The organism is Pseudomonadota bacterium (assembly GCA_037200975.1).
Lineage (GTDB): Bacteria > Pseudomonadota > Gammaproteobacteria > Steroidobacterales > Steroidobacteraceae > CADEED01.
Genome location: JBBCGI010000001.1, coordinates 4243464 through 4269408, shown reverse-complemented (window position 1 = coordinate 4269408; position 25945 = coordinate 4243464). Strand labels below are relative to the sequence as shown.

The 25945-nt window shown below is 62.8% G+C and carries 25 protein-coding genes and 2 tRNA genes; 4 read left to right on the top strand and 23 right to left on the bottom strand.

Annotated elements, in window-relative coordinates; translation table 11 throughout:
- Positions 1 to 3 precede the first annotated feature (3 nt).
- From WDO72_19140 to WDO72_19130, 3 genes are all read left to right on the top strand, one after another.
- A complete protein-coding gene (locus tag WDO72_19140) occupies positions 4 to 1128 on the top strand; it encodes a PspC domain-containing protein (GenBank protein MEJ0087789.1) in 1125 nt (374 codons plus the stop codon).
- The gene (locus WDO72_19135; protein MEJ0087788.1) at positions 1125 to 1808 is read left to right on the top strand and encodes an alpha/beta fold hydrolase; all 684 of its coding nucleotides are present in this window, start codon (positions 1125 to 1127) and stop codon (positions 1806 to 1808) included. Before WDO72_19140 ends, WDO72_19135 begins: the two co-directional genes overlap by 4 nt.
- Before the next feature lie 128 nt (positions 1809 to 1936).
- Entirely contained in the window at positions 1937 to 2206 is a 270-nt protein-coding gene (locus tag WDO72_19130; protein MEJ0087787.1) for a hypothetical protein, read from the top strand.
- On the opposite strand, the gene WDO72_19125 is transcribed toward WDO72_19130, so the two are convergent.
- Together WDO72_19125 and WDO72_19120 are read right to left on the bottom strand one after the other, a co-directional pair.
- Positions 2203 to 2940: an RNA methyltransferase gene (locus tag WDO72_19125; protein ID MEJ0087786.1), complete on the bottom strand. Its 738-nt coding sequence runs from the start codon at positions 2938 to 2940 to the stop codon at positions 2203 to 2205. The two genes, WDO72_19130 and WDO72_19125, sit on opposite strands and share 4 nt — an antisense overlap.
- The gene (locus tag WDO72_19120) at positions 2937 to 4538 is read right to left on the bottom strand and encodes an NAD(P)/FAD-dependent oxidoreductase (protein MEJ0087785.1); all 1602 of its coding nucleotides are present in this window, start codon (positions 4536 to 4538) and stop codon (positions 2937 to 2939) included. The genes WDO72_19125 and WDO72_19120 overlap by 4 nt, the downstream gene beginning before the upstream one ends.
- A gap of 74 nt (positions 4539 to 4612) precedes the next feature.
- On the opposite strand from WDO72_19120, the gene WDO72_19115 reads away from it, so the two are divergent.
- On the top strand, positions 4613 to 5233 hold the full coding sequence (locus WDO72_19115; protein ID MEJ0087784.1) for an SAM-dependent methyltransferase: 621 nt from the start codon (positions 4613 to 4615) through the stop codon (positions 5231 to 5233).
- Here the strand turns inward: WDO72_19115 and WDO72_19110 are convergent.
- The 21 genes from WDO72_19110 to folP form a co-directional block, all read right to left on the bottom strand.
- On the bottom strand, positions 5223 to 7277 hold the full coding sequence (locus tag WDO72_19110) for an acyltransferase family protein (GenBank protein MEJ0087783.1): 2055 nt from the start codon (positions 7275 to 7277) through the stop codon (positions 5223 to 5225). The two genes, WDO72_19115 and WDO72_19110, sit on opposite strands and share 11 nt — an antisense overlap.
- A 331-nt stretch (positions 7278 to 7608) precedes the next feature.
- Positions 7609 to 7685 (bottom strand) — tRNA-Met (locus tag WDO72_19105).
- A gap of 90 nt (positions 7686 to 7775) precedes the next feature.
- Positions 7776 to 9206, bottom strand: a complete 1431-nt coding sequence (gene nuoN, locus WDO72_19100; GenBank protein ID MEJ0087782.1) for an NADH-quinone oxidoreductase subunit NuoN — start codon at positions 9204 to 9206, stop codon at positions 7776 to 7778.
- A gap of 14 nt (positions 9207 to 9220) precedes the next feature.
- The gene (locus tag WDO72_19095; protein MEJ0087781.1) at positions 9221 to 10738 is read right to left on the bottom strand and encodes an NADH-quinone oxidoreductase subunit M; all 1518 of its coding nucleotides are present in this window, start codon (positions 10736 to 10738) and stop codon (positions 9221 to 9223) included.
- A gap of 22 nt (positions 10739 to 10760) precedes the next feature.
- Positions 10761 to 12872: an NADH-quinone oxidoreductase subunit L gene (gene nuoL, locus WDO72_19090; protein ID MEJ0087780.1), complete on the bottom strand. Its 2112-nt coding sequence runs from the start codon at positions 12870 to 12872 to the stop codon at positions 10761 to 10763.
- 4 nt (positions 12873 to 12876) lie between these two features.
- Positions 12877 to 13182, bottom strand: coding sequence for an NADH-quinone oxidoreductase subunit NuoK (gene nuoK / locus WDO72_19085; GenBank protein MEJ0087779.1), 306 nt, complete (start codon positions 13180 to 13182; stop codon positions 12877 to 12879).
- Positions 13179 to 13820 carry an NADH-quinone oxidoreductase subunit J gene (locus WDO72_19080; GenBank protein MEJ0087778.1) on the bottom strand — a complete coding sequence of 214 codons (642 nt, stop codon included), beginning with the start codon at positions 13818 to 13820 and terminating at the stop codon, positions 13179 to 13181. The genes nuoK and WDO72_19080 overlap by 4 nt, the downstream gene beginning before the upstream one ends.
- Positions 13821 to 13842: 22 nt before the next feature.
- On the bottom strand, positions 13843 to 14322 hold the full coding sequence (gene nuoI, locus WDO72_19075) for an NADH-quinone oxidoreductase subunit NuoI (GenBank protein ID MEJ0087777.1): 480 nt from the start codon (positions 14320 to 14322) through the stop codon (positions 13843 to 13845).
- Positions 14323 to 14334: 12 nt separating this feature from the next.
- Positions 14335 to 15426: an NADH-quinone oxidoreductase subunit NuoH gene (gene nuoH / locus WDO72_19070; GenBank protein ID MEJ0087776.1), complete on the bottom strand. Its 1092-nt coding sequence runs from the start codon at positions 15424 to 15426 to the stop codon at positions 14335 to 14337.
- 5 nt (positions 15427 to 15431) lie between these two features.
- A complete protein-coding gene (gene nuoG, locus WDO72_19065; protein ID MEJ0087775.1) occupies positions 15432 to 17642 on the bottom strand; it encodes an NADH-quinone oxidoreductase subunit NuoG in 2211 nt (736 codons plus the stop codon).
- Positions 17639 to 18931, bottom strand: coding sequence for an NADH-quinone oxidoreductase subunit NuoF (gene nuoF, locus WDO72_19060; GenBank protein ID MEJ0087774.1), 1293 nt, complete (start codon positions 18929 to 18931; stop codon positions 17639 to 17641). The genes nuoG and nuoF overlap by 4 nt, the downstream gene beginning before the upstream one ends.
- Before the next feature lie 43 nt (positions 18932 to 18974).
- A complete protein-coding gene (locus WDO72_19055; GenBank protein ID MEJ0087773.1) occupies positions 18975 to 19517 on the bottom strand; it encodes an NAD(P)H-dependent oxidoreductase subunit E in 543 nt (180 codons plus the stop codon).
- A complete protein-coding gene (locus WDO72_19050) occupies positions 19514 to 20767 on the bottom strand; it encodes an NADH-quinone oxidoreductase subunit D (GenBank protein ID MEJ0087772.1) in 1254 nt (417 codons plus the stop codon). Before WDO72_19050 ends, WDO72_19055 begins: the two co-directional genes overlap by 4 nt.
- 3 nt (positions 20768 to 20770) lie before the next feature.
- On the bottom strand, positions 20771 to 21466 hold the full coding sequence (locus tag WDO72_19045) for an NADH-quinone oxidoreductase subunit C (GenBank protein MEJ0087771.1): 696 nt from the start codon (positions 21464 to 21466) through the stop codon (positions 20771 to 20773).
- A gap of 4 nt (positions 21467 to 21470) precedes the next feature.
- Positions 21471 to 21977, bottom strand: a complete 507-nt coding sequence (locus tag WDO72_19040; GenBank protein MEJ0087770.1) for an NADH-quinone oxidoreductase subunit B family protein — start codon at positions 21975 to 21977, stop codon at positions 21471 to 21473.
- Complete coding sequence (gene ndhC, locus WDO72_19035; protein ID MEJ0087769.1) at positions 21968 to 22336, bottom strand: NADH-quinone oxidoreductase subunit A; 369 nt, start codon at positions 22334 to 22336, stop codon at positions 21968 to 21970. The genes WDO72_19040 and ndhC overlap by 10 nt, the downstream gene beginning before the upstream one ends.
- 117 nt (positions 22337 to 22453) lie before the next feature.
- A tRNA-Leu gene (locus WDO72_19030) sits at positions 22454 to 22538 on the bottom strand.
- Positions 22539 to 22554: 16 nt separating this feature from the next.
- On the bottom strand, positions 22555 to 22929 hold the full coding sequence (gene secG / locus WDO72_19025) for a preprotein translocase subunit SecG (protein ID MEJ0087768.1): 375 nt from the start codon (positions 22927 to 22929) through the stop codon (positions 22555 to 22557).
- A gap of 16 nt (positions 22930 to 22945) precedes the next feature.
- Positions 22946 to 23698 (bottom strand): triose-phosphate isomerase, encoded by a 753-nt coding sequence (gene tpiA / locus WDO72_19020; GenBank protein MEJ0087767.1) that lies wholly within the window; start codon positions 23696 to 23698, stop codon positions 22946 to 22948.
- Positions 23699 to 23741: 43 nt separating this feature from the next.
- On the bottom strand, positions 23742 to 25076 hold the full coding sequence (gene glmM / locus WDO72_19015) for a phosphoglucosamine mutase (protein ID MEJ0087766.1): 1335 nt from the start codon (positions 25074 to 25076) through the stop codon (positions 23742 to 23744).
- Positions 25066 to 25920, bottom strand: coding sequence for a dihydropteroate synthase (folP, locus tag WDO72_19010; protein ID MEJ0087765.1), 855 nt, complete (start codon positions 25918 to 25920; stop codon positions 25066 to 25068). The genes glmM and folP overlap by 11 nt, the downstream gene beginning before the upstream one ends.
- Positions 25921 to 25945 lie beyond the last annotated feature (25 nt).

Genomic DNA, 25945 nt, shown 5'->3' with positions numbered 1-25945 from the left:
GCCATGCAAACAGTGGTCAACATCAGTCTCAATGGAATTGCCTATCAACTCGAGGAGCCCGGCTACATCCAGCTGCGCACCTACCTGGAGCGTGCCGAGGCGCGCCTCAAGGACAGCCCGGATCGTGCCGAAGTCATGGCCGATCTCGAGCAGGCGATCGGCGAAAAATGCGCGCGCTTGTTAGGCGCCCACAAGACCGTGGTCAGCACCGCCGAGGTGGAACGCATCATCTCGGACATGGGTCCGGTCGAAGCGCCGGACGCCGCTCCAGGCACGACCGCGGAAGGTACGGCTGGCAGCCCCAGCGCCATGCCTCCGGGCGCCCTGCCCCGCAAGCGGCTGTTCCGCATCCGTGAAGGCCAGATGTGGGCCGGCGTCTGCAACGGCATCGCCGCCTACATGAACGTGGACGTGACCTGGGTACGCATCATTGTGGTGTTGCTCACGCTGTTCACGACCGGGCTGCTGATCGTTGCCTACTTCGTGCTCGCGTTCATCGTGCCGGAGGCGCAGACCGCGGAGGACCGCGCCGCCGCCTTCGGCATGCCGTTCAGCACCGAAGACCTGATCACGCGCGCAAAAAAAAACTCTGAGTTTCGCGAGAACTACCGCTGGCGCCGTGAATGGCGGCGGCAGCAGGCGCAGTGGAACCGGCAGTTTCACCAGATGAACGCACAGATCCGCATGACCGCCGCCAATGCCGCGAGCGCCATCCCGCACATGGGCCACACGGCGCGCGCATTGACGACCGTGTTCCTGCCGATCGCCGCGATCATCGGCGCCGTGCTGTTCGTCGGCTGGATTCTCGCGATGTTCTCGCTCTTGACCCAGCACAACATCTTCGGCTGGGGGCTGCCGCATGGCATGCCGATGTGGGTCGGTCTGCTGATCCTGGCAATTGCCTACTTCGTGATCACCGCTCCGCTCAAGATGATCCGCCACGGTGCCCATCGCGGCGCCGGCCATCACCCAGGCTGGGGTGCGTTGCACGGGCTCCTGTGGATTGGCTTCACGGTGCTGTTCTTCTGGATGGCCTATCACTGGTTTCCCGGCGTACGCGAACTGGTTGACAGCCTGATGTGGGCCGCGAATCTCACCGTCGAAACCATTTCGGAGACGATTGCTTGAACGCAGTAAAGACGCTCGAAACCGTCACCGTCGAAACCGGCCCCAACCCCACCGCCGCCATCATCTGGATGCACGGTCTCGGGGCCGATGGCCACGACTTCGAGCCGCTGGTGCCGGAGTTGTTAGACCAGGGACTGCCGGCGCTGCGTTTCATATTTCCACACGCGCCGGTGCGTCCCGTGACCATCAACAACGGTTATCAGATGCGTGCCTGGTACGACATCATCGGCATCGACCGGCGGTCGGCCGAGGACTTCAGCGGCATCCAGGCTTCCGCGGACGCCATCACCGCGCTGATCCGCGCGGAGAATGCGCGCGGCATTCCGAGCTCCCGCATCCTGCTGGCGGGGTTTTCGCAGGGCGGCGCCATGGCGCTGCACCTGGCCACGCGGTTCCCGAAAAAACTCGCCGGCGTGATTGCCCTCTCCTGCTATCTGCCGCTCGCGAAGGAATTTGCCAGCGAACGCTCGGCGGCCAATCTCGCGACCCCGATTTTCATGGCGCACGGGTCGCAAGACCCCGTGGTGCCATTTTCACTGGGCGATGAATCCCGCCGCGTGCTGGAAGGAACCGGCTACCGCGTGGAATGGCACGTGTACCCGATGCCGCACGCGCTCTGCGCGGAAGAAGTCGCGGATCTCAAGGGGTGGCTCGGCAAACGGGTCGTTCCGGTGGAGTAAACGCGCGGCGTGTTGCTCGTGACGAATATCTCGCCGATGCGAGCATGAGCCGGATGTTAGGATCGCCGCGTGAAATTCCCAGCAACTGGTTTCGCGGCTTTCAGCCGGATGCTGCCCGGCAGCCATCGATGAGCGCCCCGGGCGACATCGAATTTCGCGCACGCTGGCGCGAAGAGCTCGAGGCGATCACCCCCGAAGGCAAGCTCGTGTTCGAGCTCAGCATGGGCTCTGGAAAGCAGGTTTTTTTTCCGAACGAGCAGCGCTGGCGCGCCAAGGCCCCGGCATGGGCGCGCGAGCAGTGGCAGCGATACGCGGATGCCTGCCGCGCCTGGTGCAAGCAGAACAGCATCCGCTTCTCGCTGGAACACGACGCTTTCATCGAAGAAGAGCGTGTCTAACCCGCGGGTTGAACCGGCCGGTTGAGTTCGTACAGGCAGATGTTCACCGTCGCCGCGACGTTCAGCGATTCGATGACTCCCGTTCCCGCGATCGTGAACGGCTGAGCATTTACTTGCGCGGACGCGCCTTTCGGCAAACCGCGTGCTTCATTGCCGAATAGATAGCAGTCGAAGTTGCGGAATGGCGCGGACGCGACTGGTGCGCCCGCAAGATCGAGGGCTGCGATGCGTTTGAAGCGCGCCGGCAGCGAGTCCAGCGCCACGTCGAACTCCACTGGCACGTGAAAGATGGCGCCCATGCTCGCGCGCACCACCTTGCCGTTATGGATGTCCACGCTGTCCGGGCTCAGCAGGCAGCGGAAGTTTCCGAACCAGGCCAGCGTGCGCAGGATGGTGCCGAGATTGCCGGGGTCCTGGATCTCGTGCAGGTAGATCGCACGCTCGTTCGCACGCGGCACGGACGAACTGAACAATGGCACCACCGCAGCGATGCCCTGCGGTGAGCGCGTCTCGCTGATTTGAGCCATCTGTTTCGACTGGACCACGTGCATCGGTAGCGGGCTCGACCAATGCGCGAAGTCGCGCGTGAGATAGATTTCGCTGCCCTTCAGGCGCGCATCGTGCACTGCTGCCTTTTGCAGCTCCTGCACCAGGTGCTCGCCTTCCACCAGGAAGAATCCCAGCTCCTCGCGGAATTTCTTCTGGTGAAGTTTTTTTATGTCTTCGAATTTCACGCCAGCCCCCGCGCCACGGCTTCGGCCACTTTAATGCCATCCACGCCGGCCGAGAGGATTCCGCCCGCATAACCCGCACCCTCGCCGCAGGGGTACAGACCGCGCACGTTGAGACTTTGCAGCGAATCGGCGTCGCGTGTGATGCGCACGGGCGACGAGGTTCGGCTTTCGACACCCGTGAGCACGGCGTCGTCGCGGTCGAATCCCGGGATTTGCCTGCCGAACACCGGCAACGCCTCGCGGATCGCGTCGATGGCATACGCGGGCAGCGCCGTCGCGAGATCGCCCAGCCGCACACCCGGTGTGTACGACGGCGTAATCGTGCCCAGCTCCTTCGACGTGACGCCCTTCAGGAAATCTCCCACCAATTGCGCGGGCGCGCTGTAGTCGCCGCCGCCCAGCTCGAAAGCTTTCGATTCGAGCGCCTCCTGCAACGCCACACCCGCCAGCGGCCCGCCCGGGTAGTCAGGCTCGGGGTTGATCGCCACGACGATGCCCGCGTTCGCATTGCGTTCGTTGCGCGAGTACTGGCTCATGCCGTTGGTCACCACGCGGCCGGCCTCCGAAGTCGCCGCCACCACTGTGCCGCCCGGACACATGCAGAAGCTGTAAACCGAGCGGCCGTTGCTCGCGTGATGGACCAGTTTGTAATCGGCCGCGCCGAGCTCGGGGTGGCCGGCGAATTTTCCAAAGCGCGCGGTGTCGATCAGCGACTGCGGATGTTCGATACGGAATCCCAACGCGAACGGTTTGGCCTCCAGGAATACCTTGCGCTGCTCGAGCATACGCAAGGTGTCGCGCGAGCTGTGACCCAGCGCGAGCACTACGTGCCGGCTGCGCAGCGTTTCACCATTGGCGAGAGTCACGCCTTCGATCTGGCCGTTCTCTATCAATACGTCGGTGACCTTGCTCTCGAAGCGTACTTCGCCGCCGAGCGCGATGATCTCGGCACGCATCTTCTCGACCACGCCGGTGAGACGGAACGTACCGATGTGCGGCTTGCTTACGAACAGAATTTCTTCCGGCGCGCCCGCGCGCACGAACTCGTGCATCACCTTGCGGCCGTAGAACTTCGGGTCCTTGATCTGGCTGTAGAGCTTGCCGTCGGAGAAGAGGCCCGCCCCACCCTCACCGAACTGCACGTTGGATTCCGGCGTGAGGATGTGCTTGCGCCACAGTGCCCAGGTGTCCTGCGTGCGCTGGCGGACGTCGCGGCCGCGCTCGAGGACGATGGGTTTGAAGCCCATCTGGGCAAGCAGCAGCGCGGCGAACAAACCACCGGGGCCGAAACCCACGACCAGCGGGTGGTCCTCGAGAGTTGCCGGCGCCTGCGCCACGGGATGATACGAGGTGTCCGGCGCGGGCTTTACCTGCGCGTCGCGCGCGAAGCGCCTGAGCACCGCCGCCTCGTCATTCACGGCGACATCGACGATGCAGACGAACTTGATGTCGTGTTTCTTGCGCGCGTCGTAGCTGCGTTTGAAGAGGTTGACCGCGAGCAGGTCTGCTTCGCGCAGCTGCAGTCGTTTCAACAACGCCTTGCGCAGCGCGTCCGGCGGGTAGTCGAGCGGCAGTGCCAGCTCGGTGATGCGTATCACGGCAGACTTCCTGGCCGGTGTACCCGGCAGAGGTAAGGGTAGAATGCGCGCATTCTAGCGTGAGCCTTTCGCAAATGGCCCGAACCAAGAGCAGCAATGAATGGCTGCGCCGGCATGTCAACGATCCCTACGTCAAACAGGCGCAGATCGACGGTTATCGCTCGCGGTCTGCGTACAAGCTGATCGAACTCAATGAGAAGGACCGGCTGATCAAGCCGGGCATGCGGATCATGGACCTGGGCTCGGCGCCGGGTGGCTGGTCGCAGGTGGCTGGCAAGCTGGTTGGCAAGAAGGGCCGCGTTCTGGCGACGGACATCCTGCCGATGGACCCCGTGATCAACACGGATTTTATCCAGGGCGATTTCAACGACGAGAAAATCGTCGAGCAGCTGATCGCCTGGTTAGGCGGCGAGAAGTTCGATCTCATCGTGTCGGACATTGCGCCCAACATCACGGGCATCGATTCGGCCGACCAGGCAGGCTCGATGTATTTTCTCGAGCTGGCGCTCGACACGGTGCGCAAGACGCTGAAGCCCGGCGCCAATTTCGTGGCGAAGATGTTCCAGGGCTCGGGGTCGGATGACTACGTGAAGGACTTGCGCAAGTCGTTCGAGAAGGTCGTGATCCGCAAGCCTGGCGCGTCGCGCGCGCAGTCGCGCGAGGTTTATATCGTGGCGAAAGGTTTCAGGGGCTGATTGAAACCGATTCTTTCGTTGCGGCTACCCGCACGACGAACTCGCTGAACGACGGTGCCAGCAGGCGGTTCCCATATCCACTCACGTGATCGCCGTCGAAGAACAAGGGACGACCATCCCGATATGCACTGCAAGTCTGCTCCGGACACAGGATCGGAAAGGGGTCCCAGACGCTGACATCCGGTAAGGCGACGGCCACGGCCTTGAAGGCGTCAAGCACCGGTTTGCGCAACTGCTCCAGTTCTTCGCGACTCATGGCGCTGCCGTCCGCGCAAATCGGATTGCTGATGTTGTACGAAACGGCGCAGCGGAAGGTCGGCGAACGGAAGATCGGCTTTGGCGCTTCGAAAACTATGTGGACACCTTTTTCATGGATCGGCCGTAAGACTTCCAGCGCAATGCGCTGGGCCTCGGCACGCGCCTCCATCGCCTCCGGCGAAAACATGGCAGCGAGCACCGCCTCATCGGAATACCGCACCCACTGGTCCGAGTAGCGTGGCAGCCTTAACGAAGGCAGAAACAAGACATCCCCTGTCCGCAGCCGGCGAAGCACGTCGAGTGTAGCGACGCGCGATTTTTCGCGGCAATCGTCGCTCTCGTGGCTCAAGCCGAGAAACGGACAACCGCTGTTTCTGATGACCATGACGTTCGCCCCGGTGAGCATGACGTACTCGCGAAACAGGCCGTTGTATGCCATCGCGTGTGAGTCGCCGATCGCGATCACGTCAGGTCCATAGACCCGCTGCAAACAACCTTCGCGGCGGTACTCATGGACATTGCCCGTCTCAACGGTCCGGACGCTGCAGCCAGTTGCAATAGGCTTTGGATCGAAGCCCTCCGGATACCAGTCGTCCACGTAGCGAGCTACCGGGCTCAGAGACAAGGTTTGGTGCCGCCATGCGATCGCATTGGCCACACGCGCGGACAAGAACACCACAACCAGACCGACCGCGACGATTGCCAACCGTGGCAACCGTTTTAACAGCTGCGCCGTGCGGACCGGCCGTTCGATCAGATAGTAAGACGCGATGGCCAGCGCGAACGAGAGCCCGAATATCGACAGTCGATGCAACAGGCCTGTATCACCGACCGTCCACCGGAACAGCACGATGACCGGCCAGTGCCACAGGTACAAGGAGTAAGAAATGCGGCCGACAAACAGGGTCGGCCTGCTGGTGAGCCCACGGACCAGGAGATTCTCACGGCCGACACCGTGCAATAAGCCTAGCAAGCCCAGCGATCCGAGCACGACCGGGATCGAACCTGGAAATGGAAAAGTCTCCGGACGCGCAAACACCAGTCCGAACACCATCAGCGCTAGCGAGACATATCCGACGCCCACAGCCCACTGGGGCTGCGGCTGTGCCGCTGCGTCGAAACGGCGGCCTGACAACGTCATACACTGGTACAGCAACACGCCGGCCGCAAGCTGCCAGAAGCGGCTGGTGATCATGTAGAAAGCCGTCGTCGCGTCGGATTTGGCGATCGAGGCCGAGTAGGCGAAAGATGCCAGCAGCGCGATAACGAACAGGCTCACCGTCAAGCGCCTCGATTCGCGGAAAGTCCACGCGAAAAACAGGAACGGGAAGATGAAATAGAACTGCTCCTCGACACCGAGCGACCAGGTGTGCGTGAAAGGATTGAACTCTGCGGTCGGCGAGAAGTAGTCGTTGCTTGTTCTCGCCAGGATGAAGTTGCTGAGCCCGAAGAACGCGTACAGACCGGTTTGCTGGTGGGCATTACTCAACCAGGCCGGCGGGATGAACACCGTGGAGGCGATGGTCGTCGCGAGAAGACACGCGATCAATGCCGGCGCGATGCGCTGCAGCCGGCGCGCGTAGAAATATGGAATGAACTTCCACAAGGGCGTGCGTTCGAGCCCGCCAACCGATGCGCTGACGATGAACCCGGAGATTACGAAGAAGATGTCGACACCCGCAAAACCGCCTGGCATCCAGGCGGGATTCACGTGATAGATGAGCACCGCGAGAACGGCGATCGCGCGCAGTCCGTCGACGTGAGGAAGATAGATCGTCCTGCTCATCGCTCGTTATTTTTGTTGTTCGCTTCGGGGAACGGCGAAGTTAGCGCAATTCGCGGCGCGATTGGATGAATTGAGGCGGAGCTATGGGATTACTGTGAGCCAGCGCGCAGACGAATCGTTACGGTCATCGCGGACCGGTACGTCAGAGTCGGGGGTTTTCCATGCAACCGCCGAACCTCCGTGCATCTATCTATATAGGCGCGTCGCCGGGCGGTATGACCGGATTGAATGAGAGAGCGTGAGCCCTGCTCACAGGGCTTTCGAGAAACACTTCGGTCGCGCAGCGAACCGGCGCGCGGGCCGCGCGATTCATGGCCTATCGAAGTCGAAATGGTAGCGGGGGTAGGATTTGAACCTACGACCTTCGGGTTATGAGCCCGACGAGCTGCCAGACTGCTCCACCCCGCACCCGATCCGAACCCCTCTGGCGAGGGGGCGCGCATTCTTATCCAAGAACCGCGTCTTTGCAAACCCTATCGGCCTGATCCGGCGAATGCCTCAGCCGAGCACCCGTGCGCAGATTTGAATCAATGCGTTGGGCGCGATTCCGAGCGCCAGCACCGCGAATCCGTTGAGCGCGAGCACGGCTCGCACCGCCACCCCGCCCGACGCGCCGCTGGGCAGATCGCCGGGCGCGTCGAAGAACATCAGCTTCACGATGCGCAGGTAATAGAACACGCCGATCACCGACACCGCGGCGCCGATCAGGATGAGCCACATGTGCCCGCTCAACCACAGCGCCTGGAAGATCGCGAACTTCGCCCAGAACCCGACGAACGGCGGAACGCCGGCGGTCGAAAACATCAGCGCCATCATCACGTAGGCCAGCAACGGATCGCGTTTGTAGAGGCCCTTGAACTGATCGAGGTCCTCGGCTTCGAACCCGGCGCGGCTCGCGAGCACCAGCACGCCGAAGCTGCCCAGCGTCATGATCACGTAGACGACGGTGTAATACAGCGCAGCTTCGTAGCCCGCTTCGGTGCCGGTGACGAAACCGAGCAGGATGAAGCCGACGTTGCCGATGGCCGAATACGCCAGCATGCGTTTGAGATTCGTCTGCGCGATGGCGACGACGTTGCCGAACACCATCGACAGCACGGCCAGCGGCGCGAGCATGCTCTGCCACGCCTCGCCCACGCTGCCCATGCCATGAGCCAACAATCTGAACGCCAGAGAGAAATACGCGACGTGCGGCAGCGTCGAAAGAAACAGCGTCACGCCGGTCGGCGCGCCGGTGTACACGTCCGGCAGCCACATATGGAACGGCACGGCGCCGAATTTGAACGCGACGGCGACGACGAGGAACACGAGGCCGAGGATCATGCCGAGGCTCGGCGCGCCCATCGCCTTGTCGGCTAGATCGTCGAGACGCAATGTTCCGTTGAGGCCGTAGATGATCGACATGCCGTACAGCATCATTCCCGACGCGATGGCGCCGAGCACGAAGTACTTCATCGCCGATTCGGCCGCGATGCCGGATTCGCGATCGAATGCGACCATCGCGTACAGCGACAGCGACAGCAACTCGACGCCGATGTACACGGTCAGCAGGCTGTTGGCGGACGCCAGCACGAACACACCGAGCAGTGTCGTCAGCGCCAGCACGTAGTACTCGCCGCGCATCATGCCGCGACGTTCGAGGTATTCGCGCGAGTACAGCAGCGCCACCGCCATGCTCGCGAAACCGAATAGTTTGAGGAACACGGCCAGCGGATCGGCCACATAGCTGTCCGCGAACAGCAGCACGCGTTCGGTCACATTGGCGTACCGGGCCGTGAGCAATGCGCCGATGGCGAGGATTATCAACGTGAGCGTCGGGGCCAGCTTGCGGTGCCGGTCGCCAAAGAACACATCCGCCAGCAGCAGCACACACACCGCCGCGGCCAGGTAAATCTCCGGCAACGCAGGTTGCAGGCTCGCCCAGGTCATCGCGGGAAGATTGTTCATAAGGGCAGCTTGCTCAGCGCGATCTGCTGGACGAGATGCTGGACGGTGGCTTCCATCACATCTGTCAGCGGCGCGGGCCACAGGCCCACGGCCAGCACGGCGACCGCCAGCAGCGTGAGGATTGCGAATTCGCGGCGGTTGAGATCCTTGAGGTCCGCGACGTGGTGGTTAGCCACTTCGCCGAAGATCACGCGCTTGACCAGCCACAACGTGTACGCGGCGCCCAGGATCAATGTCAGGCCGGCGAGGAACGCGTACCAGAAGTTGGCCTTGAACGCGGCGATGATGACGAGGAACTCGCCCACGAATCCGGACGTGCCCGGCAGGCCGGAGTTCGCCAACGCGAACAGCACCATGAACGCGGCGAACTTCGGCATCGTGTTGACGACGCCGCCGTACGCACTGATCTCGCGCGAATGAACGCGGTCGTACATGACGCCCACGCACAGGAACAATGCGCCGGATATCAGGCCGTGCGACACCATCTGCACCATCGCGCCGGTGATTCCCATGCCGGCGCCCTGCACCGCTCCGGTGTTGGCAACGATGTCGTACACGAGAAACGAACCGAGCGTCACGAAACCCATGTGCGCGATCGATGAATAGGCGATCAGCTTCTTCATGTCGGTCTGCACCAGCGCGACGAAGCCGATGTACACGACGGCGACGAGCGACAGGCCGATCAACAACCAGTCGAATTCGCGGCTCGCATCCGGCGTGATGGGCAGGCTGAAACGCAGGAAGCCATATCCACCCATCTTCAACATGATCGCGGCCAGCACGACGGAGCCGCCCGTGGGCGCCTCGACGTGCGCGTCCGGCAACCATGTGTGCACCGGCACCATCGGAATCTTCACGGCGAAGGCCGCGAAGAACGCGAAGAAGATCCACATCTGCTCGGTCGCGGTCAGCGGCAGCGCCTGAAAGGACGCGATGCTGAAGTCGCCGGTCTTGATCACCATGTAGATGAGCGCGACCAGCATGAATACGGAACCGAGGAACGTGTACAGGAAGAACTTGAGCGTCGCGTACACGCGCCGCGGACCACCCCACACGCCGATGATGAGGAACATCGGGATGAGCATCGCTTCCCAGAAAAAGTAGAACAGCAGACCATCGAGCGCGGAGAACACGCCGATCATCAGGCCTTCCATGATGAGGAAGGCGGCGTAGTACTGCGCGGGGCGCGATTCGATCACGGTCCAGGCGGCGCCGATGACCGGAATGGTGATGAGCGTGGTCAGCAGGATCAGCGGCAGCGAGATGCCGTCGATGCCGAAGTAGTAAGACGAGTGCAGCGCCGGAATCCACGGCATCTGCTCGACGAACTGGAAGTCGAACTTCGAGATGTCGAAGCCGGTGTACAGCGGGATGGACGCGCCGAACACGACGACGGCGGTGGCGAGCGCGACCCAGCGGCCGGCCTTGATGCCGCGATCGCCGATGAACAGCACGACGAGGCCGCCCGCGATGGGCAACCAGGTCAGAAGCGATAACAAGCCAAACCCCTGCATGTGTTCTCTATTTCTTCTTTGATCAGGTACGCGTCAGGAACCAGCCGAGCATCACGGCGAGGCCGATCATCATCCAGAACGCATAGGAATACAGAAACCCGCTCTGCACGCGGCGCACCACGCTGGCAGTCCAGCCGATCAGGTTCGCCGAGCCGTTGATGATGGTGGTGTCGATGATGGCGGTGTCGCCGCCCTTCCAGAAGATCTTGCCCAACAGGCGGCTGCCAGCGGCGAGCACGTTCTCGTTGAACCAGTCGAACCAGTACTTGTTTTCGAGCACGACGCGCAGCGGCTTCAACTTCGAATCGATGACGCCCGGCAGGTGCGGCCACTTGATGTACAGCGCCCAGGCGCTGAACACGCCGGCGATCACCAAGTACACCACCGGATGATGGAACGCGTCGCCGACGAAGCTCAGCCAGTTGCCGAACGCCGCGCCGATCTCGTGCAGCATTTCTTCGTGCTCGGGGCTGAAGTAGATGGACTCGCCGAAGCCGTGCCCGAAGATCAGCGGCTGGACGGTGATCGCACCGATGATGATCGATGGAATCGCCAGCAGGATGAGCGGCAGCGTGACCACCCACGGGCTTTCGTGCGGCGGGCCGCCGTGGTGGCCATGATCGGGTTCGGCATGCGACTCGTGGGCGTGCGTGCCATGGCCGTCGCCCTCGGCATGTGCAGCAACATGCTCATCGTGGCCATGGCTGGCATGCGCGGCCTCGCTCGTATCGAAGCGCGGCTTGCCGTGGAAAGTCATGAACAACAAGCGGAACGAATAGAACGCCGTGACGAACACGCCGATCATCACGCACCAGTAGGCGTACGCCGCGATGCCGTTGTCAGGATGCAGCAGATGCTGTTCCTTCACCGCATCGATGATCAGGTCTTTCGAGTAGAAGCCCGAGAAGAACGGCGTGCCGATCAGCGCGAGCGAACCGATCCAGCACGTGATGGCCGTGATGGGCATGTACTTGGCGAGTCCGCCCATCTTCCGCATGTCCTGCTCATGGTGCATGCCCATGATCACGGAACCGGCGGCGAGGAACAGCAGCGCCTTGAAGAACGCGTGCGTCATCAGGTGGAAGATCGCGACGTTGTAGACGGAGGCGCCGAGCGCGACCGTCATGTAGCCGAGCTGCGAAAGCGTCGAATACGCCACGACCCGTTTGATGTCGTTGTTGATGATGCCGAGAAAGCCCATGAACAGCGCCGTGGTCGCGCCAATGAACAGCACGAAGTTGAGTGCGTATTCGGAATGCTCGAACAGCGGCGACATACGCGCCACCATGAAGATGCCCGCGGTGACCATCGTGGCGGCATGGATCAACGCGGAGATCGGCGTCGGACCTTCCATCGAATCCGGGAGCCAGACGTGTAACGGTACCTGCGCCGACTTGCCCATCGCGCCGATGAACAGACAGATGCAGATGAACGTCATGGCGTTCGCGCCGTCCGTGCCCGCGAGCGGAAACGTCTGGCCGGCAATCTGCGGCGCGGCCTTGAAGGCATCGACATAGTCGAGCGACGCCCCGCCGAACTGGGCGGTGTAATAAACGACGCCCGCGATGCCGAGCACGAAGCCGAAGTCGCCCACGCGATTCACTAGGAACGCCTTCATGTTCGCGAAGATCGCGGTCGGCCGCTTGTACCAGAAGCCGATGAGCAGATAGCTGACGACGCCCACCGCTTCCCAGCCGAAGAACAGCTGCATGAAGTTGTTGGCCATAACCAGCATGAGCATCGAGAACGTGAACAGCGAGATGTAGCTGAAGAAGCGGTTGTAGCCGTCGTCTTCGGCCATGTAGCCGATGGTGTAGACGTGTACACACAGCGACACGAACGTGACGACGACCATCATCAGCGCGGTCAGCTGGTCGACCAGGAAGCCGACCTGCATGCCGACGCCGTCGCTGACCAGCCACGTGTAGACGGTGCCGTTATAAGGTTCCGCGCCGTGCAGAAAGATCGAGCCCGCGACGTGCAGCGACAGACCGCAGGCGATGGCGACGCCGGCGATCGTCACGGTATGCGCGACCCAGCGTGGGATCACGCTGCAGAAAATGCCCGCGATGATCGCGGCCACGAGCGGCGCGAGTGGAATGGCGAGCAGCAGGTTGGGGTTCAGGGATTCCACGCGCTCAACCCTTCAAGGTGCTCAGGTCTTCGACGTTGATGCTGCGGCGTTCGCGGAACAGCACTACCAGGATCGCGAGGCCAATGGCGGATTCCGCCGCGGCGACAGTCAACACAAAGAACACGAAGATCTGCCCGTTGATGTCGCCGTTGAAACGCGAGAACGCGACGAAGTTGAAATTCACCGCGAGCAGCAACAGCTCCACGCACATCAGCAGCAGGATCAGGTTCTTGCGATTGATGAACATGCCCGCGACCGAAATCGCGAACAGCACGCCCGAAATGACCAGCAGCCAGTTCAGTTGGATCACGGGCCAGTCCCCTTCGAAGTCTGCTCCGGCGCGGGGGCGTCCGCCCTCACGGGCGCGACCTTGACGATGCGCACGCGATCTTCCGCGCGCGCGGCGATCTGCCGCGCAATGTTCTGCTGCTTGAGCCCGGTGCGTTTGCGCATCGTGAGCGAGATCGCGGCGACGATGGCAATCAGCAGGATCATCGCGGCGAGTTCGAACGGATAGACGTATTCGGTGTACAGCAATTTGCCGAGCTCGGCGGTGTTGCTGTAGGTCGCAGGCTGGGCGGCGGCGCCCTCCGTCACCTCGACGCCGAGGCTGCGCGTCCACACCACGCTCACGATCTCGAACACCACTGCGCCGGCAACGATGCCGCCGAGCAGTGCGTAGCGCGTGACGCGCGCTTTCACTTCCTCGACGTTGATGTCGAGCATCATCACGACAAAAAGGAACAGCACCATGACGGCGCCGACGTAGACGAGGATCAGCACGACGGCGAGGAACTCCGCTTCGATCAGCAGCCAGATGGCGGCGCTCGTAAAGAAGCACAGCACCAGCAGCAACGCCGAGTGCACGGGATTGCGCACCGTGATCATGCCGAGCGCGGACAGCGTCAGGATCGACGCAAACACCCAGAAGAGAATCTCGACTAACACCCTGTTCCCCTGACCCTTGTTCTTATCTATACGCCGCGTCAGCGGCCTTGTCGGCGCTGATCAACGCGTCGTACCGCTCGCCCACGGCGAGCAGTTTGTCTTTCGTCATGATGTTCTCGCCGCGATGCTCCATGTGGTACTCGTGGATGCGCGTTTCAACGATCGCGTCCACCGGGCAGGCCTCTTCGCAGAAGCCGCAGTAGATGCACTTGAACAGATCGATGTCGTAACGCGTCGTGCGGCGCGTGCCGTCGTTGGCGACATCGGACTCGATGGTGATGGCGAGCGCGGGGCACACGGCCTCGCACAACTTGCAGGCGATGCAGCGCTCTTCGCCGTTCGGATAACGCCGCAGCGCATGCAGACCGCGGAACCGCGCCGACTGCGGGGTCTTCTCTTCCGGGTAGTTGATGGTGAATTTGCGGCGGAAGAAGGTCTTCGCCGTCACCGACAGGCCCTTGAGCAATTCCCACAGGGCGAAAGTTTTAATGACGTTGCGCATGTTGAGTCCGCCTTAGGAGGCAACGCTCCACGGTCCGACCTTGAAATACACCATCACGCCTTCAACCGCGATCCAGACGATGGTCACTGGAATCAGGATCTTCCAGCCGAGACGCATGATCTGGTCGTAGCGGTAGCGCGGGAACGTGGCCCGGAACCAGAGGAACAGAAACAGGAAGCAGAAGAGTTTGAAGAACAGCCAGTGGAAGCCGTCGCTCAGGAACCAGCCCACGACGGGCCAGGTGCGGATGGCGGCGTCGGCCGGGATGTAACCATCGAACGGGCTCAACCAGCCGCCCACGAAGAAGATCGCGGTCAGCGCCGAGATCAGGATCATGTTGGCGTATTCGGCCAGGAAGAACAGCGCGAAGGCGATGCCGGAATATTCCACGTGGAAGCCGGCGACGATTTCGGATTCGCCTTCGGCAACGTCGAACGGTGCGCGATTGGTTTCGGCGACGCCCGAGATGAAATACACGACGAACAGCGGGAACAGCCAGGACCAGTTCCAGGCGAGGAATGCACCCTGCTGATGTCGCACGATGTCGCCCAGGTTCAAACTACCGGCCGCCATGATCACGCCGACCAGCGCGAAGCCCATGGCGATTTCGTACGCGACGATCTGCGCGGCGGAGCGCATGGCGCCCAGGAACGCGTACTTCGAGTTCGACGCCCAGCCCGCCATGATGACGCCGTACACACCGACCGAGGTGAGCGCGAGCACGTAGAGTAGACCGGCGTTGACGTCGGCGATCACGAGATTGGGATCGAGCGGAATGACCGCCCAGATCGCGAAGGCGGGAACGAGCGTGATGATCGGGGCGAGCCGGAACAGGATCTTGTTCGACTTCGCCGGAATGACGACTTCCTTGACCAGCAGCTTGATGACGTCCGCGAACGGCTGAAAGATGCCGGGCAGGAAACCGAAAATGCTGCCGACGCGGTTCGGGCCGCGGCGCAGCTGCATCCAGCCGATCACCTTGCGCTCGAGCAGCGTCGTGAACGCGACAGACAGGATCAGCGCAACGGTCACGAGCAGAATCCACGCGGTGGAACGCACGTAGCTCGGCAGGCTCTGCCAGAGGTTCAGCCCGTTTTCGAGCAGGCCACTCACGTGCCCTGGCTCCCGTACACCACGGCGGCGAGTTTGCCTTCCTTCGTACGTTGCAACGAGGGCGCGCGGCGCAGCACGGCATCGATCGAATACATGGGCACGTCGATCACGCGCGCATCGACGTCGCTCACCTTCGACTCATGCGAGCCCTGGTACGAAGCCGCGACGACTCCACCGCACAAGGCGCGCGCTTCCTCGCGTATTTCTTCGGACGATTGGTAGTCGAAATCCGCAACGGCGGCGAGATTGCCGAGCACCCGCAGCACCTTCCAGCCCGGGCGCGCCTCGCCCAACGGCTTCGCCGCACCGGTGAAGCTCTGCCACAAGCCTTCGAGGTTCACGTAGGTGCCCGAAGTTTCGACAAACGTGGAAATCGGCAGCAACACGTGGGCGACAGACTTGAGCGTCTCGTCGGCATACGGCGTGGCGGCCACGACGAAACCCGCGCCGCCCAGCGCCTTGATGGCATCCGGACCCAGGCCGTCGGCCCAGGGCTCGGCGCCACCGAACAGTAGATAGGCTTTCTGTGGCTGCGCAAACATCTCGCGCGCATTTTTGCCGGCGCTGGCGGCGGCGACGCCGCCCGGCTCGCGATGCGGCACGGCGCCCGCGAGATACGCACCTGCGGAATTGCCGCCTTCGGCCAAGGTGCCAAGCGTCGCGCCGGTCGCCACGGCGATGGCGGCCGCGACGGCGCGCAGATCCGCATAGGCCGGATGGCGCAGCGCCAGCGCGCCGAGCCAGATCGCGCGCTTCTGTCCGGACTTGAGCGCGGCCGCAATGGCGCGATGGCCCACATTGGCCTGCGCACCGGCAACCAGTGTCGCCAGGTGTTTCGGCGCCGCGGCGCCATCGAGGCAGGCCGTGTAGATAGCCGCGAGGTCCGCGATCTGCTTGGCCGGGGAAGACTCGAGATACGCGGCAACCGGGAACAGGTAATCGAACCGGGTCGGGTTCAGGAAGGAAATTTTCGCGCCACGCTTCGCGGCCTTGCGCACGCGATGCGCGAGCACCGGCGCTTCACGCCGCAGGTTGGAGCCGACGACCAGCAACGCATCGAGCTGGTCGATGGCGGCGATGGCCAAGCCGCCGAGACCTGGCGCCGCGGGATCAGCGGACTGGTCGCGGAAATCTGCCTGGCGCAGGCGATGATCGATGTTGGCCGAGCCCAGCGCGCGCGTGAGCTTGCCGAGCAGGTAGAGCTCCTCGACCGTCGCCGAGCTGCTGGCCAGTGTCGCGAGCTCCGCGCCCGCGCCCTTCAGCGCCTTGGCAGCCGTCTCGAGGGCGACTTCCCAGCTGACGCGTTTCCATTCGCCGTCTTCGCGCACCATCGGACCATCAAGCCGATCGGCAGAATAAATGCCTTCGTAGCTGTAGCGATCGCGATCGGCGATCCAGGTCTCGTTGATGGCGTCATTCGGACGCGGCACCACGCGCATCAACTTGCCGCGCAACACGTGACCGAAGAGGTTCGTACCCACGCCGTCATGCGGCGAAATCAGCGCAGCCTGGGTCATTTCCCAGGAACGCGCGCGATACCGGAACGGCTTGGAGTTGAGCGCGCCGACCGGGCACAGGTCGATGATGTTGCCCGACAGTTCGTGTTCGACGGCGCGTTCCACGTACGTGCCGATCTCCATGTGCTCGCCGCGGCCGGTGGTGCCGAGCTCCTGGATGCCCGCGATGTCCTGGCCGAAACGCACGCAGCGCGTGCAATGAATGCAGCGCGTCATGTCGGTGGAAACCAGCGGGCCGATGTCCTTGTCCTTCACCACGCGTTTGCGTTCGTTGAACCGCGCCATGTCACGGCCGAAACCCATGGCGAGGTCCTGCAGCTCGCACTCACCGCCCTGGTCGCAGATCGGGCAGTCGAGCGGATGATTGATGAGCAGGAATTCCATGGTCGCTTTCTGGGCCCCGATGGCCTTCGGCGACTTGGTGAAGATCTTCATGCCTTCGCCGATGGGCGTGGCGCAGGCCGGCAGCGGCTTCGGCGCCTTCTCGACTTCGACCAGGCACATGCGGCAATTGGCCGCGATGGGTAGTTTGTCGTGGTAGCAGAAGCGCGGCACGTACGCGTTCTGCGCGTCCGTGACGTGGATGATCATCTGGCCTTTCTTGCCCTGGCAGGACTTGCCATCGACTTCGACGTTGACGACGTCGGAAGGCGGCGCTGCCGGCGGAGTGACGGGAGGGACTGCGCTCATGCGGCCCTCTTGGCCGGATCGTCGACGATGCTGCGACCGCCGTTGTCGATCATGTATTCGAATTCATGACGGAAGTGCTTCATGAAGCTCTGCACCGGCCACGCGGCGGCGTCGCCGAGCGCGCAGATGGTGTGGCCTTCGATGCGGCCCGCGACGTCCACCAGCAACTGCAGATCTTTCTTCTCGCCCTGTCCGGCCATGATCCGGCGGATCAGACGGTTCATCCAGCCCGTACCTTCGCGGCACGGCGTGCACTGGCCGCAGGATTCACTTTGATAAAAACGCGACAGGCGCTCGAGCACCTTCACCATGCAGGTGGTCTCGTCCATCACGATGACCGCGGCGGAGCCTACCGATGATCCCGCAGCCTTGAGCGAGTCATAGTCCATGTTCGCGGCCATGATCTTTTCGGCCGGCAATACGTACACCGACGAGCCACCGGGGATACAGGCCTTGAGCTTGCGCCCGCCTTTCATGCCGCCGGCGATCTCCAACAGCTCGGCGAACGGAATACCCATCGGCAATTCGTAATTGCCCGGTTTTTCGACGTGGCCCGACACCGAGAAGATGGCTGTGCCGCCCGCATTCGTGACGCCGAGCTTCGCAAACCACTCCGGGCCCTTGCGCAGGATGGTCGGCACCGCCGCGTAACTCTGCGTGTTGTTGATCGTGGTCGGCGCGCCGTACAAACCGTAGGCGGCGGGGAACGGCGGTTTGAAGCGCGGCTTGCCCTGCTTGCCTTCGAGCGAATCGAGCAGCGCGGTTTCTTCGCCGCAGATGTACGCGCCCGCGCCTACCGCGGTGTACAGATCGAAATCGACGCCCGAGCCGAGAATGTTCTTGCCTAACAATCCGGCCGCATAGGCTTCCTTCAGCGCCGCTTCGAAACGCGGCACGGGTTCGCCGAGGAACTCGCCGCGGATGTAGTTGTAACCCACCGTGGCGTTCATGCAGTAGCCGCCGATGGCCATGCCTTCGATCAACGAATGCGGATTGAAACGCAGGATGTCGCGATCGTGGCAGGTGCCGGGCTCGGATTCGTCGGAGTTGCACACGGCGTACTTCTGCATCGTGGCCTCGCGCGGCATGAAGCTCCACTTCGTGCCGGTCGGGAAACCCGCGCCGCCGCGGCCGCGCAGACCCGAAGCCTTCACCTGGTCGACGACGGCGAGCCGCGCCGGCTTCTCGGCGAGGATTTTTTTCCACGCGTCGTAGCCGCCGATCTTGAGGTAATTCTCGAGCCTCCAGGATTCCTTGAACTTCAACGGCTCGAACACCGTGAGGTTCATCTTGTCAGCCCATTTTTCCGCGGCGCCTGCCATCGAGCTACCCTTACTTGAGGTCGTCGAGAACCTTGTCCACCTTTTCGGGTGTCAGGTACTCGTGGAATTCGTGATCGACCATCATCATCGGCGCGCCGGTGCAGGCGGCGAGGCATTCCTCTTCTTTCTTGAGGAAGATGCGGCCGTCCTTCGTGCTCTCGCCGAGCTTGATGCCCAGTTTCTTCTCGCAATGCGCAACCAGGTCTTCGGCGCCGTTCAGCATGCAACTGATGTTCGTGCAGATGCTGACGTGATGCCGGCCGCACGGATGCGTCTCGAACATCGAATAGAAGGTCGCGACCTCGTAGACCTGGATGCTGGGCAGGCGCAGGTATTCCGCGACGCCGTCCATCAATTCCGGCGTGAGAAAGCCGTTGTTCTGCTCCTGCGTGAATCGCAGCGCGGACAACACCGCCGAACGCTGGCGCCCGGCGGGGAAGCGCGCAATCCACTCGTCGATCTCGTGCCGGGTATGTTCGTTGAGCACGCGCGCCTTCTCGCCGTACACCGGCTCGAAGCTGCCACCATCCGCAGTCTTCACGACGTGCGTCATCGATCCACCTCTCCGAAGACGATGTCCTGTGTACCGATCACCGCGACCACGTCGGCCAGCATGTGACCCTTGCTCATTTCCTCGAGTGCCGACAGGTGCGCGAATCCGGGCGCGCGGCACTTGAGACGATAAGGCTTGTTAGCCCCGTCCGAGATCAGGTAGATGCCGAACTCGCCCTTCGGCGCTTCGACGGCGGCGTAGGTTTCGCCGGCCGGCACGGAATACCCTTCCGTGAACAGCTTGAAGTGGTGAATGAGCGATTCCATGTCGCCCTTCATCTCTTCGCGGCGCGGCGGCCGAACCTTGCGGTCGTCGATCATCACCGGGCCCGGGTTCTTGCGCAGCCAGTCGACGCATTGCTTGATGAGGCGCGTGCTCTGGCGCAGCTCTTCGATGCGCACGAGATAGCGGTCATAGCAGTCGCCATTCACGCCTACCGGGATGTCGAAATCGAGATCGGCGTAGATCTCATAGGGCTGGTGTTTGCGCAGGTCCCAGACGATGCCGGAGCCGCGCAGCATGGGGCCGGTGAACCCGAGCGCCATCGCGCGTTCGGGCGTGACCACACCGATGTTGACCGTGCGCTGCTTCCAGATGCGATTGTCGGTGAGCAGCGTTTCGTATTCGTCGATGGCCGCGGGAAACCGGCCGACGAAAGCGTCGATGAAATCGAGCAGCGAACCCTGGCGCGCCTCGTTCATCGCGTCCGCGTTCTTCTGCGTGCGCCACTTCGAAGCCTGGTACTTCGGCATGGAATCCGGCAGGTCGCGATACACGCCACCCGGGCGGTAGTACGTGGCATGCATACGCGTGCCCGACACCGCCTCATAACAATCCATGAGGTCCTCGCGTTCCTTGAACGCCAGCAGGAAAACCGTCATCGCACCGATATCGAGCGCGTGGGCGCCGAGCCACATCAGATGATTCAGCACGCGCGTGACTTCGTCGAACATCACGCGGACGTACTGCGCGCGCACCGGCACCGTCACGCCCAACAGGCGCTCGATCGCCAGAACATACGCGTGCTCGTTGCACATCATCGAAACGTAGTCGAGCCGGTCCATGTAGCCGATCGATTGGTTGAACGGCTTCGACTCGGCGAGTTTCTCCGTACCCCGGTGCAACAGCCCGATGTGCGGATCAGCTTTCTGGATGACCTCGCCGTCCATCTCGAGCACCAGGCGCAACACGCCGTGCGCCGCCGGATGCTGCGGACCGAAGTTCATCGTGTAATTGCGGATCTCGTTCATCGGTTACTTCGGAGACTTGATGGCTGCGTCGTAACGGTTGTCGTTGCGGATCACTTTCGGGACCAGCGTGCGGTTTTCGATCGACACGGGCTCATACACCACGCGCTGCTTGTCGGCGTCGTAGCGCACTTCGACGTTGCCGATGAGCGGGAAATCCTTGCGGAACGGATGACCGATGAAACCGTAGTCGGTGAGGATGCGGCGCAGATCCGGATGACCCGTGAACAGGATGCCGAACAGGTCGAACGCTTCGCGCTCGAACCAGTTGGCGCCGGCCCAGATCTCGACCACGGAATCGATGATCGGGTCTTCGGCGTCTTCGCAACGCGCGCGCAGGCGCAGCCGCTGGTTGTTGGTGACCGACAGCAGTTGATAGGCCACCGCGAAGCGCGCGCCATCGTGCGGGACGCGTGCGGCACCGCGATTCACGCCGCGGCTGAATCCCGAAGCGGTGGCGGAATTGGTCTTCCACTCCGTGGTTCCGTAGTCGAGGTAATCGATGCCGGCGAGATCGATGAGGATCTCGAACTTGAGCTCCGGCGTGTCGCGCAACGCGACACAGACTTCGCGTAATTTGTCCGGCTGCACTTCGTAACACAGCTCGTCCGGCAACGACGGCGCACGCAGCAGCAGGCCTGGCAGCCGGGCTTCGACTTTCTCGGCGAGCGTTGCAATCTTGGGCGTCGACGTCTGGGTCATGGCATCAGGGCCGGGCAATCGTGCTGGTGCGCTCGATTTTCTTCTGCAGCTGGATGATGCCGTACAGCAGCGCCTCGGCCGTGGGCGGACAACCCGGCACGTAAACGTCCACTGGAACGATGCGATCGCAGCCGCGCACCACCGCATAAGAGTAGTGGTAGTAGCCGCCGCCATTCGCACACGAACCCATCGAGATGACCCAGCGCGGCTCGGGCATCTGGTCGTAGACCTTGCGCAGGGCCGGCGCCATCTTGTTCACCAGCGTGCCGGCGACGATCATGCAATCCGATTGGCGCGGACTCGGACGGAACACGACGCCGAAACGGTCGAGGTCGTAGCGCGACGCGCCTGCATGCATCATCTCGACCGCGCAGCAGGCGAGACCGAAGGTCATCGGCCACAGCGACCCGGTGCGCGCCCAGTTGAAAACGGTGTCGACGCTCGTGGTGAGAAAGCCGCGTTCTGCGAAACCTTCCGCCGCCGCTTCCGCGCTCGTTTCTTCTAATCCCACTCGAGCGCTCCTTTCTTCCACTCGTAGATGAAACCCACCACGAGGATGAACAGAAAGATCCCCATGGAGACGAGCCCGAAGGTGCCGATGCTGTCGAGCACCACGGCCCACGGAAACAGGAACGCGATTTCGAGATCGAACACGATGAACAGGATGGCGACGAGGTAATAACGCACGTCGAATTTCATGCGGCTGTCTTCGAAGGCTTCGAAACCACATTCATAAGGAGAGAGTTTCTGGACGTCGTCCTTGGCGCGGGCCTGCCAACGGCCGATGACGAGCCCAAGCGTCATCAACAGGAGCGCGAGCCCCGTGGCGACGGTGAGAAAAATCAGTACGGGCAGGTAATTCGCAAGCATTTTTGGACGTTCTGCGCCATCACGAACCATCACGAAAAGGGGCAGCAACCTCTCGCACGAAGAGAGACAACCGCCCCCGCAAATTCGGGCGCGATTGTATCAGGGAAAGGAAAGTGATGGTGCCGACGGGGAGACTCGAACTCCCACGGATCGCTCCGCTAGCCCCTCAAGCTAGTGTGTCTACCAATTCCACCACGTCGGCGTTGCGCGAAAAATCTTCAGGGCTTCTCGGGAGCCTGTTCAGCGGGTGCGGCCGGCACGGGCACGGCGTTCGCATCGATCGGCGCCGCGGGCGCAGGGGCCGGCGCAGTAGTGGTCACCGGAACCTTGTCGAGCAGCGATTCCGGCTGGGCACGGGCATCACGCTGAAACAAATACGTCAGGCACAGACTGTTGATCATGAAAATCGCGGCAAAAACCGCGGTCATGCGCGAGAGGCCGGTGGTCGCGCCGCGCGCGCCGAATACTGTTCCGGAAGCGCCCGCGCCGAAACCGGCGCCCGCCTCCGCGCCTTTGCCACGCTGCAACAGCACGAGTCCGATGATGGCGAAAGCCGACAGGACCTGCAGGATTGTGAGAATCGTTCGCAACATCTCTTAAGTACCTATTTCAGGCGCGCGCTGCCGCGATGATGGCAAGAAATTCTTCCGCCTTGAGCGACGCGCCGCCGATGAGTCCGCCGTCGACGTTCGGCATGGAGAGGAGTTCTGCAGCGTTCGCGGCCTTGCAGCTGCCGCCGTAGAGGACGCGCACAACGGCCGCGATCTTAGCATCGCGATTGGCGATACGCCCACGGATGTGCTCGTGCACTTCTTCGGCCTGTTGCGGACTCGCGGTCTTGCCGGTACCGATGGCCCAAACGGGCTCATAAGCAATGATCGCGCGCGAAAATACTGCGACACCCGAAAGATCGAGCACCGCATCGAGCTGGCGGTCCACCACTTCGAACGTGCGGCCGGATTCGCGTTCGGCGAGTTGTTCGCCTACACACAGGATCGGCGTGAGTCCGGCGGCCAGCAACGCGGCGAACTTGCGCGCGACGAGCTGATCGGTCTCACCGTACAGCGCGCGGCGCTCGGAATGTCCGACCAGAGAACCGGTGCAACCGACGTCGCGCAACATCGCCGCGGAGACTTCGCCCGTAAATGCGCCCTGCGTCTCCGCGCAAACATCCTGCGCCCCGAGACTGATGCGCGATCCGGCCAGCGCCCGGCTGAGTTCGGCCAGATACACGAACGGCGGACACACCCAGACTTCCGCCGAGGAATTCGGCAGCTTATGGACGATGGCATCGACCAGCGTCGCGTTTTCCGCGCGCGAGCCGTGCATTTTCCAGTTGCCTGCGATGATTTGCCGACGCATAGGGACTGCTCAAAAAAGGGGCGCGATCATAACGATGCGCCCCTCAGGACGCAACGCGACGCACTACGGCCGCAATCTCCTCGGCGCAGCGTACGGTGTCGGTCTCGTCGCGAGCTTCAACCATCACGCGAATGACCGGTTCGGTGCCCGACGGCCGCAATACGACCCGGCCGTCCTCCCCCAACCGCAGCGACACTCTTTGTACAGTGTCTTCGACCTCCGGGACGGATTGGGGGTCGAAGCGCTTCGAGACCTTCACATTGATCATGGTTTGCGGGAAGCGTGGCATTCCGGCCGCGAGCTCCGCCAGGCCCTGCTTCGTTTCACGCATGACCGCGAGCACCTGCAATGCGGCCATCAGCGCGTCGCCGGTGGTGGTCTTGTCGAGCAGCAGGATGTGGCCGGACGTTTCGCCGCCCACTTCACCGCCCGTCTCGCGCAGCATCGCCAGCACATATCGATCGCCGACCTGCGCGCGCTTGAATTCTATGCCCTGTTTGCGCAGCGCCACTTCGAGCCCGAGGTTACTCATGACCGTGCCGACGACGGGGCCCTTGAGGATGCCGGCGCGCTTGCGCGCGGTGGCGATGATGTAGACGAGTTGATCGCCATCGATGATCCGGCCGAGTCCGTCGATCATGACAAGCCGATCGCCGTCGCCATCGAGCGCGATGCCCGCATCCGCACGCACTCCAGGCACCGTCAACTGAATGAGCCCCGGGCTGGTCGAGCCGCAGCCGTCGTTGATGTTGCGGCCGTTCGGCGAACAACCGATCGGGATGATCTCGGCGCCGAGATCGGCGAACGTGCGCGGCACCACCTTGTAGCCGGCGCCGTTGGCACAGTCGACCACGAGCTTCAGACCTTCGAGTGTCATGCCTTTCGGCAGGGACCCGGAACAGAAATCCTGGTACATGCGACGCGATTTATCGACGCGCGACGCACGCCCGAGGTTCATCGACGACAACGTGATCGGGCCACGCTCGAGTTCGGCTTCGATGGCCAGCTCGACTTCATCGGATAGTTTGCCGCCCTCGCTGTCGAAGAACTTGATGCCGTTGTCGTCGTAAAGATTGTGAGAGGCGCTGATGACGATGCCGAAGTCGCAGCCGAACTTGCGCGTCAGATAGGCGATGCCCGGGGTCGGCAGCGGGCCGATCAGGTTGACGTTGACGCCCGCGGCCACGAACCCCGCTTCGAGCGCCGCTTCGAACATGTAACCGGACAGGCGCGTGTCCTTGCCAATGAGCACGGTGCCGCCTTTCGGCGCGAGCACGCGCGCCGCGGCGCTCGCCAGGCGCAGTGCGAAATCCACGGTGAGCGGATGTTCGCCGACCCGGCCGCGCACGCCATCGGTGCCGAAGTACTTACGTGCCATCGAATTGCTCTCCCAGAGTCACCGCCGCCGCAACGCGCACCGCATCGACGGTGGCAGCCACGTCGTGGGCGCGCACGATACGCGCTCCATTCAGAACCGCAATGGCGGCCAGCGCGACGCTGCCCGCGGTTCGATCGTCGACCGCCCGGCCCGTGAGCTTGACCAGCATCGACTTGCGCGACAGCCCCACTGCGAGAGGTACACCCAACTTCTGCAAGTCGGCCAGATGTTTGAGCAACACGAGATTGTGCGACACGCGTTTGCCGAAACCGAACCCGGGGTCGATGACGAGACGGGCCAGATCGATACCCGCGGCGCGGCACGCCGCGATACGCTGAGTGAGAAATCCCGCCACCTCGGCGACCACGTCGTCGTAGTGCGGCGCATCCTGCATCGTGCGTGGCTCCCCGCGCATGTGCATGAGGCAGATGCCCGCGCGAGTTTCCGCGGCGGCTGCCAACGCGCCGGGCTCCGAGAGCGCCCGCACGTCATTGATGATGTCGGCGCCCGCGGCGCAAGCCGCGCGCATCACCTCGGGCTTGCTGCTGTCGACGGAAATGAACACGGCGGAATCGCGCCGCAACGACTCGATGACGGGGATGACACGCGACAGCTCTTCATCGAGCCCGGCCGGCGCGGCGCCGGGCCGCGTGGATTCTCCCCCGATATCGATGATTCGCGCGCCCTCCTCGACCATGACGCGCGCCCGCGCGAGCGCCGCATGGCGCTCGTTGAAGCGGCCGCCATCGGAGAAGGAATCGGGAGTGACATTGAGGACGCCCATTACCACGGGCGCGCCGAGATCGAGGATTCGATCCCGGCAGAGCCAGCTGGCGGTGCTCATGGCGAACGACCGCCGGCCTGCAAAC

Coding starts and splice junctions, on each gene's coding strand:
- WDO72_19140 (MEJ0087789.1), top strand. CDS start 4: ATGCAAACAGTGGTCAACATCAGTCTCAATGGAATTGCCTATCAACTC.
- WDO72_19130 (MEJ0087787.1), top strand. CDS start 1,937: ATGAGCGCCCCGGGCGACATCGAATTTCGCGCACGCTGGCGCGAAGAG.
- WDO72_19115 (MEJ0087784.1), top strand. CDS start 4,613: ATGGCCCGAACCAAGAGCAGCAATGAATGGCTGCGCCGGCATGTCAAC.
- WDO72_19110 (MEJ0087783.1), bottom strand. CDS start 7,277: ATGAGCAGGACGATCTATCTTCCTCACGTCGACGGACTGCGCGCGATC.
- nuoN (MEJ0087782.1), bottom strand. CDS start 9,206: ATGACCTGGGCGAGCCTGCAACCTGCGTTGCCGGAGATTTACCTGGCC.
- WDO72_19095 (MEJ0087781.1), bottom strand. CDS start 10,738: ATGCAGGGGTTTGGCTTGTTATCGCTTCTGACCTGGTTGCCCATCGCG.
- nuoI (MEJ0087777.1), bottom strand. CDS start 14,322: ATGCGCAACGTCATTAAAACTTTCGCCCTGTGGGAATTGCTCAAGGGC.
- nuoG (MEJ0087775.1), bottom strand. CDS start 17,642: ATGAGCGCAGTCCCTCCCGTCACTCCGCCGGCAGCGCCGCCTTCCGAC.
- nuoF (MEJ0087774.1), bottom strand. CDS start 18,931: ATGAACCTCACGGTGTTCGAGCCGTTGAAGTTCAAGGAATCCTGGAGG.
- WDO72_19055 (MEJ0087773.1), bottom strand. CDS start 19,517: ATGACGCACGTCGTGAAGACTGCGGATGGTGGCAGCTTCGAGCCGGTG.
- WDO72_19050 (MEJ0087772.1), bottom strand. CDS start 20,767: ATGAACGAGATCCGCAATTACACGATGAACTTCGGTCCGCAGCATCCG.
- WDO72_19045 (MEJ0087771.1), bottom strand. CDS start 21,466: ATGACCCAGACGTCGACGCCCAAGATTGCAACGCTCGCCGAGAAAGTC.
- ndhC (MEJ0087769.1), bottom strand. CDS start 22,336: ATGCTTGCGAATTACCTGCCCGTACTGATTTTTCTCACCGTCGCCACG.
- secG (MEJ0087768.1), bottom strand. CDS start 22,929: ATGTTGCGAACGATTCTCACAATCCTGCAGGTCCTGTCGGCTTTCGCC.
- tpiA (MEJ0087767.1), bottom strand. CDS start 23,698: ATGCGTCGGCAAATCATCGCAGGCAACTGGAAAATGCACGGCTCGCGC.
- glmM (MEJ0087766.1), bottom strand. CDS start 25,076: ATGGCACGTAAGTACTTCGGCACCGATGGCGTGCGCGGCCGGGTCGGC.
- folP (MEJ0087765.1), bottom strand. CDS start 25,920: ATGAGCACCGCCAGCTGGCTCTGCCGGGATCGAATCCTCGATCTCGGC.